The 13,486-nt window shown below is 56.0% G+C and carries 12 protein-coding genes; 10 read left to right on the forward strand and 2 right to left on the reverse strand.

The annotated features are described in order from the left end of the window. Positions 1-6 precede the first annotated feature (6 nt). Positions 7-417, reverse strand: coding sequence for a GntR family transcriptional regulator (locus tag AAC01S_RS05790; protein ID WP_067620246.1), 411 nt, complete (start codon positions 415-417; stop codon positions 7-9). 180 nt (positions 418-597) lie between these two features. Next, positions 598-1,779, reverse strand: a complete 1,182-nt coding sequence (locus tag AAC01S_RS05795) for an acyltransferase (RefSeq protein WP_067620248.1) — start codon at positions 1,777-1,779, stop codon at positions 598-600. Between the two features lie 214 nt (positions 1,780-1,993). On the opposite strand from AAC01S_RS05795, the gene AAC01S_RS05800 reads away from it, so the two are divergent. From AAC01S_RS05800 to hpnA, 10 genes are all read left to right on the forward strand, one after another. Continuing rightward, complete coding sequence (locus AAC01S_RS05800) at positions 1,994-3,727, forward strand: cupredoxin domain-containing protein (protein ID WP_067620251.1); 1,734 nt, start codon at positions 1,994-1,996, stop codon at positions 3,725-3,727. Between the two features lie 11 nt (positions 3,728-3,738). After that, complete coding sequence (locus AAC01S_RS05805) at positions 3,739-4,398, forward strand: flagellar brake protein (RefSeq protein WP_067620254.1); 660 nt, start codon at positions 3,739-3,741, stop codon at positions 4,396-4,398. Between the two features lie 165 nt (positions 4,399-4,563). After that, on the forward strand, positions 4,564-6,204 hold the full coding sequence (locus tag AAC01S_RS05810; protein ID WP_083511558.1) for a catalase: 1,641 nt from the start codon (positions 4,564-4,566) through the stop codon (positions 6,202-6,204). A gap of 55 nt (positions 6,205-6,259) precedes the next feature. Then, on the forward strand, positions 6,260-6,913 hold the full coding sequence (locus AAC01S_RS05815; RefSeq protein WP_067620257.1) for an HD domain-containing protein: 654 nt from the start codon (positions 6,260-6,262) through the stop codon (positions 6,911-6,913). Between the two features lie 70 nt (positions 6,914-6,983). After that, positions 6,984-7,526 (forward strand): small multi-drug export protein, encoded by a 543-nt coding sequence (locus tag AAC01S_RS05820; RefSeq protein ID WP_245630095.1) that lies wholly within the window; start codon positions 6,984-6,986, stop codon positions 7,524-7,526. Positions 7,527-7,709: 183 nt separating this feature from the next. After that, positions 7,710-9,605 carry a 1-deoxy-D-xylulose-5-phosphate synthase gene (gene dxs, locus AAC01S_RS05825; protein WP_067620324.1) on the forward strand — a complete coding sequence of 632 codons (1,896 nt, stop codon included), beginning with the start codon at positions 7,710-7,712 and terminating at the stop codon, positions 9,603-9,605. Between the two features lies 1 nt (position 9,606). Further along, positions 9,607-10,698 (forward strand): type 2 isopentenyl-diphosphate Delta-isomerase, encoded by a 1,092-nt coding sequence (gene fni / locus AAC01S_RS05830; protein WP_067620260.1) that lies wholly within the window; start codon positions 9,607-9,609, stop codon positions 10,696-10,698. A gap of 117 nt (positions 10,699-10,815) precedes the next feature. Next, complete coding sequence (hpnH, locus tag AAC01S_RS05835; protein WP_067620263.1) at positions 10,816-11,826, forward strand: adenosyl-hopene transferase HpnH; 1,011 nt, start codon at positions 10,816-10,818, stop codon at positions 11,824-11,826. 72 nt (positions 11,827-11,898) lie between these two features. Beyond that, positions 11,899-12,492 (forward strand): phosphorylase family protein, encoded by a 594-nt coding sequence (locus AAC01S_RS05840; protein ID WP_169794015.1) that lies wholly within the window; start codon positions 11,899-11,901, stop codon positions 12,490-12,492. Continuing rightward, complete coding sequence (hpnA, locus tag AAC01S_RS05845) at positions 12,477-13,481, forward strand: hopanoid-associated sugar epimerase (protein WP_067620270.1); 1,005 nt, start codon at positions 12,477-12,479, stop codon at positions 13,479-13,481. The genes AAC01S_RS05840 and hpnA overlap by 16 nt, the downstream gene beginning before the upstream one ends. Positions 13,482-13,486 lie beyond the last annotated feature (5 nt).

The raw sequence follows: 13,486 nt of genomic DNA on the forward strand, positions 1-13,486 counted from the left end.
TCCCCCTTAGGTTTCCGCCTCCGGTGTGGCCTTTGAGTCCTTTGCCATGGCAATTTCCCGCAGTCCGGCGATGAGTTCTTGAATGGAAATGCCTTGCGCAAGGGCCATGTTGGTCACGATCTCAGCGAATTGTTGAATCGCTTGCTTCCGTTCCGCAGAATTATGTTCTGCTGAAAACGGTTTCTTCACAAACGTGCCCTTTCCTTGTTGCGTTGTGATAAAGCCTTCGCGTTCGACTTCCGCGTAAACCCGGCTCACCGTGTTGACGTTGACTCGAACGTCCACGGCGAGTTGCCGAACAGTGGGAAGTTGGTGCCCAGGTTGCCACTCCCCCAGCAGGATCTTCTGAATAATCTGCTGTTTTAACTGAACGTAAATGGGAACGCCGCTGCTCGTATCCAACTGCCATTCGGCCATCCACCCACTCCCTTAATTTTCATATTGTAATAATATATTAGTACAATTGTCCGACGCAAGCGTGTTGGGCAAACGATATCGTGACTCGGGACGAGGGGGATGCAAGGACGAGGAAAGATGAGGGATCGATCACGGCTGGACAGTGAACCGATGTGCCCACGATCCAGCCGTCATCGAGATTTAACCTGGTTGCGAAGCGGCGTCAGGCTTGCGGAAGAAATGGGTCTTCTGGCCGACGACGTACGACAAATAAGGAATTTTGCCGATCCAATAGGAGAAAAACATCGACGTAAAGTAGACGAACAAAATGCTCAGCGGCCACAGGCAATAATGCAGCCAGGTGGGAATGCCGAGCCGATCGATATGGTTCACGGAATACTCCATCCAGTAGAGCGGAAACGGCTGCAACAGGAAGATGCCAAACGACGTACTTGCGGCCAATTTCACAAAACTGGTAAACGGTTTCCAATTGGGCCAAGCCATTCGCCTTGACCACGATAGGCCGGCATACCAGTACACGACTGTTACCAAGAGGCTGTACGGGATCATGATGGGCTGCAGAACCAGCTCGGCCATGCCTTCGTATTCTCCTAGGACGAGGCGATCATAGAAGTAATGGGCCCAGACGATGAACACGCCGATCGTCAGGGTGACCAGGATCGCTTTGCCGTGTTTACGGACAAATTCGGCAACTTTATCATAGTGGCAAGCGAGAATGCCTCCTGCCACAAACCAGAACTGATACGTCAGGACGAATCGATCACGGTATTTATCGAGATCGACCAAGACGCGCGGCAGGCCGACCGGGTTGTAATAATCGAGAACGAATTTGTTGAACCACATCATGGCGAGTTGGAACAGGAAACTGCCAATCAGAATCCACACATGGTACTTCTCGAACTTGCGAAGTCCGTACAGGAGGACTGGGAAGACGAAGTACAGTTGGATGGACACGACGAGGAAGTACAGGAAGTATTCGCTTCCTGTCAGCAGCGCGTGTTGAATAATCGGCCAAAAGACCGCAAACGTCCACTCCGTGCCCTGGTTTAATGCGCCTTGAAAACATATGTACGCGATGGTCCAAAATATGTACGGAATGACGATGAGAAGGAATCGTTTGCGCCAAAATACCAGTGTTCGAAACGGCCGACGGTAATACGTAATGAACAGTACGAGGCCCGTGACGAAGAAGAACGTCTCTCGCGTGTAGTGCATGCTGGTGATCAACGCGCCGAGTGTCAAATAACCTGTCGTCATATCCTGATTGAGCGCATTGAAGAACGACGTCGTGTGAACCGCGAGCACGCCCAATATGACGAACGCGCGCATCAGGTCGATCTCGTGCAGATAGCGTTTCGCCAATGCCTGATTTCCCCCTTTGTCTATATACCCTCTTTTACCCTTCGTATCCGAGAGCAGCCAGTTTGGGTGTAGCTTACCGCTATTATGTTGAAACCGCGTTGAAATGTACAAGTTCCTCGCGAAAAGGGCTTGGCAAAACCTCTCCCTTCGGCACATCATTAGATCATAGATATTCGTGATGCCAATTGTATCGTCTCGAAAGGGTGAAGCGTCTTTGCGCCTTCGACACTGGGCCCGTCCCGCCATCGCTGCGGTCGTCACCATCGGCATCTTCATCGGTGCGATTCCGCTTGTAACCGCAAACATCACACCATTGTCGCCGCGGACTTGGACGGTCGACGTCGGCCTTCTGAATGCCGACAAGGTATTGGCGAGCGCGTTTTTTCCAAGCGTCATCACGATTGACGCCGGAGATACCATCGCTTTTACGGGCAGGCAGCAGGTTGTGAACTTTCCAGGCGAGGACGGGAAACTCCCTTCGTACGGGAGTCCGCAAGCGATGCAAGCGGTTGGTGTGGGTACGTATGACGGCAGTTCTTACACGGCGTCAGGCCCACTCTCCTCAAAGCCCTATCTGCTCACCTTTACGAAGCCAGGAGTCTACCCGTATTACGATCTTCTGCACCCCGGGATGATGGGCGTCGTCATCGTCCATCCGACTGGCACGGCGTATCCAGACAGTCAAGCTCAGTACAACGCACTATCCAAATCGGAGGAAACCAGCGATTTCGAATCGGGCGATGCTGCCCTGCAGACCATTCATTATCAATCACAGGTGAATAAAAACGGGACCGCTACGTATTTTGCACAGATCGGTTTGCCGAATGCAACCGAGGGCGCCCTTTCGTTTGCTGGAACGGGCCAAAGCGGCCCGCACGGCACTGGAACGTGGACCGCGATGGTCAATCGCGCAGGTCAAGTGTCAGGCTACAGCGTCCGGGCGTCCGTTGCGGGACTGCAGCCGAATCAACCGTACCAAATGACGCTGGTCGAAGGCACGGGCACAACTGGGGCTCGACTGACCAACGCCAAGTTTCCGCTGGCAACGGCCAGTTCCAAAGGAACCGCGAGTTTTGCCGGGACGATAAGGGCAAGCGAGATTCCGCAAGGGGTTTGGTATTTGGATATCGATGACAAAAACAGCAGACTCGTCGCTGTGAGCCCGCTTTCGTCACCATCCTTCACACTGGATCAATTTATTCCCGAGACGCTGCACATCCACGACGGCGATACGGTCGTCTGGAAGCAAGTGGGCAATTACGGCGTTCACACTGTGACGCCGGTATCGGCAGTGGCGTCCGGCTCGAGTGAAAGCCCGAACCAAGCGTCGAGCAGTCCAGTCGACCAGGAGGCGGACAATCCGTCCACGGTGGCGTCCACCTATGGACCCAGTTCAGGGAGTCACGCTTCGAGCGGGATCGAGCCAGGCGACAGCGCCGGTTCCGGGATTTTGCAAGCAGGTCAAACCTACCAGGAGACGTTTACGGAACCAGGTACGTACAGGTACGTAAGTCAATTGAACGATGGGGCGTCGATGTCGACGACGGTCGTCGTTGAGCCGAACCCCGACAAAATGACCGTGGTCACGGGCAAGACCGTTCAAAATTTGCCCATCCAGCACATTCGAAAAGCGGTGTATGTCCCAGTTGACGACGTCGTGTCACTGCTCAACAGCATGGGCGTCAAGGCGAATTGGGACGGACAGTCCTTGCGATTAACCGTGGCCGGTACAGTGTCACAATCAAATGTCATTTCCCTCGCAGGCATGATTCACTTTTTCGCGAATGGTTCTTTGGTGGGAAATGCGCCGAGTCACCTATGGACCAATCCACAAACGGGGAAGAGCGACATCTACGTCTGCGTCAGCGACATCCAGAATGTGCTGACGCCGCTTGGTATCCATTCGTCTTTTGACGGTAATACTTGGAGATTTTCGCCGCCCAGCTAAGGAGGGCAACGATGTATCCGAAGAAGTTTCAGGATGTGATTTTAACCGCCATCGACGTGCGTGACAGCGAAATTGAGCATGCGGTTCGCGTCGACGATGTGACGGATGAGACGATCCTGGTGACGGCTCCATTCGACGCGAATGGTTACGCGATTCTGCTGCCTGTCGGCTCGCGAGTGAACGTAGGCTACATGCTTGACGGCTACGTCAGCTTCGACACGGTCGTTCTGGAGCACAAAAAGGAAAGAGTTCCACTCGTGGAACTTGCGAAACCGGCGCGGGATCAAATTCGGAGGGTTCAGAGACGTCAAAACTTTCGCGTTCCGGTCACGCTGAGAACGACGGTTCAAGTGGGGGCAGATACATTTCGTCTCAATCTATTGGATTTAAGCGCCGGCGGGTTCCTGGCCTGCGCATCCAAGCAGCTGCTCGGCGAGGGAGACGTGATTCACGGATCGCTCACGTTGGATTTGGAGAAGGGCGAGTGCCCCATCCAGTACAGTGGCACCGTCTCTCGCGTGACGTATGAGCCGACCGAAGGCGATTGGCAATTCGGTGTCGAGTTCCAAGAGGTATCGCCGAATGCGGATCGCATCGTTCGCTATTGCATGGAACGACAGCGCCGCTTTTTGCGAACACTGCGAACGTTGGAGCAGTCCAATCAAATGTGAGTCGATACCAGAACCTCCGTATGATTGCGATACATTTGCACAGACTTCCAATGATGGAAGCGCTGATGGCCGCAGTGCGATGTTGGTAGTGCGCGAACGCGCGGTAGAGCGACAACGCATGCCGCGTCAGTCTGTTCATCGCAATATGATAAGGACGGGGATGGCATGAGCGACACAGAGATGACGCCAGTCCGCGGAACCCATGTTTCCGGAGTTGGCGATGCGGCGGATCATCGCTTGGGCAACGGTGAGAACGGAGATTCCTTGACGACGCGGCAAGGGCACCCGGTCGTCTACAATCAAAATGTGCGCACGGTCGGCAATCGTGGTCCGGCCACGCTGGAGAACTACCATTTTATCGAGAAGATCAGCCATTTCGATCGCGAACGCATCCCGGAACGCGTCGTGCACGCCCGCGGGGCCGGTGCGCACGGCTACTTTGAGTCGTACGGCAAAGTCGGCGACGAGCCCGTGTTCAAGTACACGCGGGCCAAGGTGTTTCAGGAGGCGGGAAAGCGGACGCCTGTGTTTGCTCGGTTCTCCACGGTGAACATGGGGGCGCATTCACCAGAGACTCTTCGCGATCCGCGCGGTTTTGCCGTCAAGTTTTACACGGAAGACGGCAATTGGGACCTGGTTGGCAACAACCTGAAGGTGTTTTTCATTCGCGACGCCATGAAATTTCCTGATCTTGTTCACGCGTTCAAGACCGATCCTGTGACAAATATCCAAAGCGGCGAGCGCATTTTCGACTTCATCTCGCAGACCCCGGAAGCGATGCACATGATTACATTTTTATTCTCTCCATGGGGGATTCCTGCGAATTATAGGCAAATGCAGGGATCGGGCGTGAATACATATAAGTGGGTGAACCAGAACGGGGAAGCCGTTCTCGTGAAATACCATTGGGAGCCAAAGCAAGGGATCAAAAATCTGACCCAAGCCGAGGCGGAAGCGATCCAAGCAAAGAATTGGAACCACGCGACGCAGGACCTGTACGAGGCTATTGAGGCAGGCAACTACCCAGAGTGGGAGCTGTGCGTTCAGATCATGAGCGACGACGAACACCCGGAGCTCGACTTTGACCCGCTCGATCCCACCAAACTGTGGCCTGAAGATCAGTTTCCGTTTTTGCCAGTTGGACGAATGGTGCTTAACAAAAATCCGGAGAACTACTTCGCCGAAGTGGAACAAGCCGCGTTTGGCACGGGCGTACTCGTCGATGGACTCGACTTTTCGGACGACAAGCTGTTGCAAGGGCGCACGTTTTCCTATTCGGACACGCAGCGGTATCGGGTCGGGCCGAATTACCTCCAACTCCCCATCAACTCGCCGAAGAAACGGGTCGCCACCAACCAGCGAGACGGCCAAATGACCTACTTCGTCGACTTGGCGCCGGGCCATAACCCGCATGTGAACTATGAGCCGTCGACGCTGCACGGACTCCAGGAGGCGGAGGCCGCCGGTCCGGATTACACGCCGCACGTGGAAGGCAAGCTGGTTCGCCAGCCGATTGATCGCACGGACAATTTCAAGCAGGCTGGCGAGAGGTATCGGGCGTTTGAGCAATGGGAACGCGATGAACTGATTGCCAATCTTGTCAATACACTGGCGCCTTGCGCAGAGCATATTCAGACCAAGATGATCGAGTTGTTTACACAATGCGATCCAGATTACGGGGCACGCGTTCGCGATGGTTTGGCCAAGCATCGCTCCGCGCGCGTTGGCGGCCCAATTGGCGCGGCAGGCGCGCATGAGGCTGTGGAGCAGGCCGAACAAATGGGGCACTCCGACAAGCCTTACTAAACGTAAACGATGCGACGTTCGCTGGCGCTGGCGGGTGGGGAAGGAGGATGGAGCGATGACCGGAATCGATTTTCAGCCTTACATCGAGATCGCGAGAGAACGCAGCCTTGCCGATCCCGCCCACGACTTTCTGCATGTGTTGCGGGTGGCGGAGAACGCCCGAACCATCCTCACGGAGGTCGCGGCGGACGTCGACATCGTCATGGCTTCCGTGTATCTGCATGAACTATTCAATTACCCAAAAGGGCATCCCAAATCGCGAGAATCAGGCGATGTTTGCGCAGAGCACGCGCTCGTCGTGATGGAGCAGTTGGATTTTCCGGAAGAAAAACGCGAAGCGGTGGCGTATGCTATCGCCAACCACTCGTTTTCGAAAGGCGTCGTGCCTTCCACGATGGAAGGGAAGGTGTTGCAGGATGCGGATCGACTGGACGCCATTGGCGCGATTGGCATGGCCCGCCTTTTCTCCACTTGCGCGTCGATGGAGCGGCCGTTCTACCATGAAGCCGATCCGTTTTGCGAGGCGCGGGAGCCAAACGACAAGGCATACGGGCTCGATCACGTGTATGTCAAGCTGCTCCGAATTCCCGATACGCTGCACACGGACATCGCGCGATTTCTGGCGTCCCGGCGCATGGAGTGGATTCGCGCCTATCTGCGCGAGATGGCTGTCGAATTGGGCAAGCCAGCGACCCATACGAATGCGTAAGGCGGTTTGTCTGGCATCGTGACGTAGATTCGGTGACGTAGACAGGTTTGATCCTGTTAGGAGGGTATTTGTGGGAAAAGAAATTCGATCCACCGCCACTCGAACCACGTTTTTTCGTGGATTGTTGTACGGAATCGTTCTTTCCCTGATTTTCTTTACGATTGCGCTCGTCCTGGGCATCACGCAAGGGGATGCCGTGCGCGCGCTGTCGTTGATAGGCACGTCGATTGTTCTGGAAGCGCAGCCGGCTGCCGCAGCCAGCATCCCGCTTGGGTTTCATCCGTTCATGGGCGCTACGATCTCGATTGTTGCCAACCTGATTTCCCTTCCCATCATGATGTTTGCGTTCAACGAGATCGTCACACGGTGGAAGTGGGCCCAGAAGCGGTTGCAGAAGGCGGAGAAGCTGTCCAAGAAGTACGGCCGCTACGGTGTCTGGGTGCTTGTGCCGCTCTGTCCGATTCTCGGGGCGTACGTTTGTATGGCGATAGGTTATCTTATGCGATGGAATCCCATACTGATGGTTACAAGCATTCTGGTAGGGATGATCAGCTCGACATTTATCATTGCGTACGGGGGCTACGCGATCGTCAATCTTTTTCACCATATTTAAACTGGCCGATCGTTTGCGATGGACCATCAAATTTTGGTACGCTAATTGAGATATATCATGCACTTTTCTTTTTATGGTTTTGCAGACTCCGAGCCGAGGAGGTGAGTTGGGACACCGGAAGGCCTACGCTGCCACAGGAAGCCGGCGCCGAGTTTGTCGGATGTACATTCTGGTGCAATCGAGGTGTTGAATACGTTACTTGATTCGATTCACGATCCAAAAGACTTAAAACGACTCTCGGAATCCCAGCTCCTGACACTTGCTCAGGAGATCAGGGAGTTTCTTGTCACATCGATTTCTCGCACTGGTGGACACTTTGGCGCCAACATGGGCGTTGTTGAACTGACTATCGCGCTTCACCGCGTTTTCAACAGCCCCCAGGACAAGATTATTTGGGACGTTGGCCACCAGGGTTATGTGCACAAGATTTTGACTGGTCGTCAAGATCAATTCTCGACGCTACGGAAGACCGGGGGGCTGGCTGGTTTTCTCAAACGAAACGAGAGCCAGCACGATCCGTTCGGCGCAGGCCACTCGAGTACAAGCATCTCCGCGGCGCTCGGAATGGCGGTCGCTCGCGATCTCAGGCATGAAAATCACCATGTCATCGCTGTCATTGGAGACGGTGCGCTCACAGGCGGCATGGCGATGGAAGCAATGAATCACGCCGGGGATCTTGGCACGAATTTGCTCGTCGTTCTGAACGATAACGAAATGTCCATCTCGACCAATGTGGGCGCTGTATCGAAGTATTTGACGCGGCTGCGCACAGATCCGAATTATGCCCGCGCCAAGTCGGATATCGACTACATTTTGCGGCAACTGAATGGTGTCGGCGCGAAGGTCACACGCATGTTGGACAGGGCTAAAGGTGCCGCACGGCACATGATCCTGCCGATCACGCCGTTTGAGGGGTTTGGATTCAAGTATATCGGCCCGGTCGATGGCCACGATTTGCAGCAGTTGATTACTGTATTTGAACGTGTCAAAGAGATTCGTGGTCCAGTTCTTATTCATACGCTTACTGAAAAAGGAAAAGGTTACCCTCAAGCGGAGAATTCCGCAGACAAATGGCATGCGTGGCCTTCGGCGGTCAAAGGGACGCCAAAGCCTTCCTACACCAATGTGTTTGCCGAAACGTTGGCAGAGTTGGCTCGACGCGACGAGCGGATCGTCGTCGTAACGCCGGCGATGCTGTCGGGCAGTGGATTGATCGGTTTTCAAAAGGAGTTTCCGACTCGCACGTTCGATGTCGGTATCGCGGAGCAGCATGCGGCGACTTTCTGCGCAGGTTTGGCGGCGGATGGAAAGAGACCGGTGTTTGCGGTGTATTCGACGTTTTTGCAACGAGCGTACGACCAAACCATTCACGATATTTGCATTCAGAATCTGCCAGTTTTGCTGGCGGTGGATCGCGCGGGCATCGTCGGGCCTGATGGTGAAACCCACCAGGGCGTGTTTGATGTGGCATATCTGAGATCCATTCCGAATATGACACTGATGATGCCAAAAGATGAAAACGAACTGCGCCACATGCTGTACACAGCCAGCCTTCACGACGGTCCAGTCGCGGTGCGGTATCCGCGGGCAGACGGCCTGGGTGTGCCGTTGAGCGAACCGTTGCAGACGCTTCCGTGGGGCAAGGCGGAAGTTTTGCGCACGGGGAAACACGTTTCGATTCTCGCGTTTGGTACGATGGTCGCCGAATCGATGAAAGCGGCAGAGATCCTTGCGGAGAAACACCAGATCGATGCGACGGTGGTCAACCTGAGGTTTGTCAAACCGTTGGACGAAGAGACCATCTTGTCGATCGCGCAAACTGGCGTTCCGATTCTTACCGTCGAGGAGACTGCGTTGGCTGGTGGCGTTGGCTCGGCCATTCTTGAATGTCTGACAGATGCGGGAATTTCTGTGCCGCTGCGCCGGAAGGGAATCGCCGACAAGTTCGTCGAACACGGCTCGCGTTCCGAGGTGCTCCATGCCTTGGGATTGGACGCCGAAGGCATTGTCGATGACGTGCTGCGTCTGCTTGGTCTTGAGGCGGATGGCACACAGATCTTGGACAAAGTAGGGACTTGAGATGCAGAACATAGTAGGGGACCTTCGCCAACAGCGCAAAGCTGAACATATTGCCGCTGTTCGCGAACTGGGCGACAACATCGTCGCTACGAACTGGTTGGAAGATGTCGATCTCGTCCCGTGCTGTGCGCCCGAATTGGCAGTGGCCGAAGTGTCCATGTCCACAACGTTGTGCGGTTACCGCTTGACTTCTCCTATCATCATCAACGCGATGACCGGAGGTGCCGAGATAGCCTATGACATCAATCGGAAATTGGCGAGGATCGCCAAGAAACACGGATTGGCCATGGCGCTTGGCAGCGGTACGGCTGGCGTACGTACACCGGAGGTCGCGTATACCTACGCGATTGTACGCGAGGAGAACCCGGACGGACTCGTGATCGCCAACGTCGGCATGGGTACGGACGCGGCGACTGCGAAAGCGGCTTTGGATTTGGTCGGCGCGCAACTGCTTCAGGTCCATTGGAACGTGGCGCAAGAGATGTTTATGCGAGAGGGAGATCGAGACTTTCGCGGCGCGCTGGACAGACTGCGCGAAGTCGTGGCGAGCATGGGCGTTCCTGTGATCGCGAAAGAGGTCGGCCAGGGGATCGCCGCGGAACAGGCGCGCGTCTTCGCGGACTGCGGTGTGCGGGCCATCGACGTCGGCGGCCGGGGCGGTACGAATTTTATCGCCGTCGAAGCCTGGCGAAAAGGTATCCAGTTGGCTGAGAACTGGCAGAGTTGGGGGATGTCGACGGCTGCCACGCTGGCCGAGGTCGTGTCGGAAGTGGGCAATCGGGTCGACGTGATTGCTTCTGGCGGTATTCGGACGGCGGAGGACATCGTCAAGTCGATGGCGTTGGGCGCGTCGGCGGTCGGGATCGCGGGACCGATTCTTCGCTTGTTGCACGAGCCGAACGGGGAAGACGCGGTGTCAAGTTACATTGAAGCCTTGCACGCGGATATGCATATGATGCTGGTGTTGACGGGCTCCAAATCTTGGGCGGATCTTCGAAAGCGGCCTGCCGTGGTCACGGGCCGGCTCCGCGCGTGGCTTGAGGCTCGCGGAAAGCAGTCGTTTCTCGACGCGTTGGCCAATCGTTCGAAGTAACCGACAAAAGTTGCACTTGTCATAGAAAAAGGGATATTGTTCCTTCAGGCAATCTTTCATACTTACTTCTCGTTTTGAAACACAGATATCATCGAGAAAGTATAGGAGGGGAACACGATGGCAAGACAATCACTGGCTTCAGCACTTGGAATGGCGAAGTATATCTCCACACAAAAGCTCAAGGGCGTCAAGCGCTACCCAATGGTTTTGATGCTCGAGCCAACGGAATTGTGCAATCTGACGTGCACCGGATGCGGGAAGATTCGGCAAAGCGAAGAAGTGCTCAAGATGCGTCTGACAGCGGAAGACTGCTTCGCGGCGATTGAAGAATGCGGGGCTCCGGCCGTGTCGATTGCAGGCGGAGAACCCTTGGTGCATCCGCAAATCGTCGAGATCGTCAAGGGAATGCTGGAACGGAAAAAGCTGGTGATGCTGTGCACCAACGGCATCTTGCTCCATCGGGTATTGGACAAGTTGGAGCCCAATCCGAACTTCACATTTGTATTTCATTTGGACGGCAAACGTGAACATCACGATCGCATGGTCGAACGCGCAGGCGTGTTCGATATCGTCATTAAAGGCATCAAAGCGGCCAAAGAGCGCGGCTTCCGCGTCGCGACCAACACGACGCTGTACAAAGGCGCGTCCGCCAAGGATACGGGAGAACTGTTGCGCGAACTGATGGATCTCGGCGTCGACAACTGCATTGTATCTCCCGCTTTCACATATGAAGAAGTCGACTCGGCAAACAGCAACATCTTCTTGCATCGCAAGGAAGTCAATGAACTCGTTGCCGATATCTTGAAATACGCGGGCAACAAGATTCGCTTCTACGACACGCCTATCTATTTCGATTTCCTTCTCGGCAAGCGGGACTTGAAGTGCACGCCCTGGGCGATGCCGAACCGGAACCCGAAAGGCTGGAAGGGTCCTTGCTATTTGCTGACGGATGAACACTATGACACGTTCGAAGACATGATGACCAAGACCAACTGGGATGAGTTTGGCTACGGTGAGAATCCGCGCTGCGCGAGTTGCATGATGCACAGCGGCTACGAGGCTTCGGCGGTGGGCGCGATGACGCCGGCCGATACGTGGAAACTTGTTCGTTGGTTCTTTGCTTCATAAGGGATGGCGACAGATTGCCTAGTTTTTGCGGCACTTCGATTTGAAGCAAGTGCGGTTGGCACGCTCGCGAACTTGCCAGGGTGGCAAGTTGCTCGAACCGGCGTCGGGCCGGCGAACGCAGAGCGGCGTGCAGAAGAATGGATCGACGTTGTGCGGCCGCGCAGGCTGATTGGCATTGGGCTGTGCGGCGGGCTTGCGCCGAGCGCGCGGCAAACCGATGTCGTGCTGCCGCGCGAGGTCGTGGACGGGCAAACGCGCGATGCCATCGTGTTGCAGCAGTGGCCGGTCGAATTCGTTCAGGCGCTGCAAAGGCGCCTGGGCGAAGCCACAGGGAAACCAGACCGTGCGAAGGCGGCGGTGATCCAAGGCGGGCGCATGCTCTCGGTCGCAACCGTCGCGGCCACTCCAGAGGTCAAAGCTTCACTGCACGCCGAATACGAGGCGTCGTGGGTGGACCAGGAGACGTACAGTTGGGCGAAGTGCGCCGAGCGCCGCGACATCCCGTTCTACGCTGTCCGCGTCGTTCTCGATAGGCAGACAGACGAATTGCCTTCCTGGAAACGGCCGGGCACGTGGCTGCCAGCGTTGACACTTCCGTGGAATGCGGTCAAGACGCGCCGCATTCTCAGCCACATTGGGAGGGAACTCGCGTGCGCGCGTTGGTGACAGGTGGCTCCGGGTTCGTCGGATATCACGTGGTGTCCGTCTTGTTGCAGAAAGGACATGCCGTTCGGGCGATGGTGCGAAACGAACAGTCGGCGGGTCGTTTGGCGGATTTGGGCGCCGAGATCCTGTATGGCGATCTCGCCGACGGAACCGGCCTCGACGACGCTGTCCGAGGCTGTGACGCCGTCTTTCACGTCGCGGCGCACTATTCGCTCGATCGCCGCGACGACGCGTTGATGTACGCGGCCAATGTCGAAGGCACGCGCCGGATCATCGACGCCGTTCGCCGGGCGGGAAACGTGCGGCTCGTCTACACCAGTTCCACCGCGGCTGTGAAACTGCGCGACGATGGCCGTCCTTCCGCCGAGACGGACGGTTTCAACGATCCGGATCGCGTCCACAGCACCTACAAACGGACCAAGGTGCTGGCCGAACGGTTGGCGATGGACGCCGCGAAGGACGGCGTGGATGTCGTGATCGTCAATCCGTCGACGCCGGTCGGACCGTTCGACGTCAAACCCACGCCGACGGGGAGAATCGTGCTCGATACCATGTTGGGAAAAATGCCGGCGTACGTCGAGACGGGGCTCAATCTCGTCGCTGTCGAGGATGTCGCGCTCGGCCATCTGCTTGCGTTCGAGCGCGGTGTTCGCGGAGAACGCTACATTCTCGGCAATCAAAATATGCATTTTGGCGATCTCGTCGCGACTGTGGCACGGCTGGCGGGGAGAAAACCACCGACGGTGAAATTGCCATTCTGGTTCGCGATGTCGGTAGCCGTGATCGACGATTGGATGCTTTCGCCTATCTTGCGGCGTCCGCCTCGGGCGCCCGTCGCAGGCGTACAACTGGCCAAGACACCGATGTATTTTGATGCGGCCAAAGCCGTTCGGGAACTTGGAATGCCTCAATCGCCGGTCGAGGACGCGTTGCGGCGCGCTGTGGAATGGTTCCGCGCAAATGCGGTGGAGCCTGCCCGATCACGATGAAACGA

It is taken from the genome of Alicyclobacillus acidiphilus NBRC 100859 (assembly GCF_001544355.1).
GTDB lineage: Bacteria > Bacillota > Bacilli > Alicyclobacillales > Alicyclobacillaceae > Alicyclobacillus > Alicyclobacillus acidiphilus.

Bases quoted from the DNA above. Each gene is read 5' to 3' on its own strand.
- hpnH (WP_067620263.1), top strand. From the start codon at position 10,816: ATGGCAAGACAATCACTGGCTTCAGCACTTGGAATGGCGAAGTATATC.
- fni (WP_067620260.1), top strand. From the start codon at position 9,607: ATGCAGAACATAGTAGGGGACCTTCGCCAACAGCGCAAAGCTGAACAT.
- AAC01S_RS05805 (WP_067620254.1), top strand. From the start codon at position 3,739: ATGTATCCGAAGAAGTTTCAGGATGTGATTTTAACCGCCATCGACGTG.
- AAC01S_RS05810 (WP_083511558.1), top strand. From the start codon at position 4,564: ATGAGCGACACAGAGATGACGCCAGTCCGCGGAACCCATGTTTCCGGA.
- AAC01S_RS05815 (WP_067620257.1), top strand. From the start codon at position 6,260: ATGACCGGAATCGATTTTCAGCCTTACATCGAGATCGCGAGAGAACGC.
- AAC01S_RS05790 (WP_067620246.1), bottom strand. From the start codon at position 417: ATGGCCGAATGGCAGTTGGATACGAGCAGCGGCGTTCCCATTTACGTT.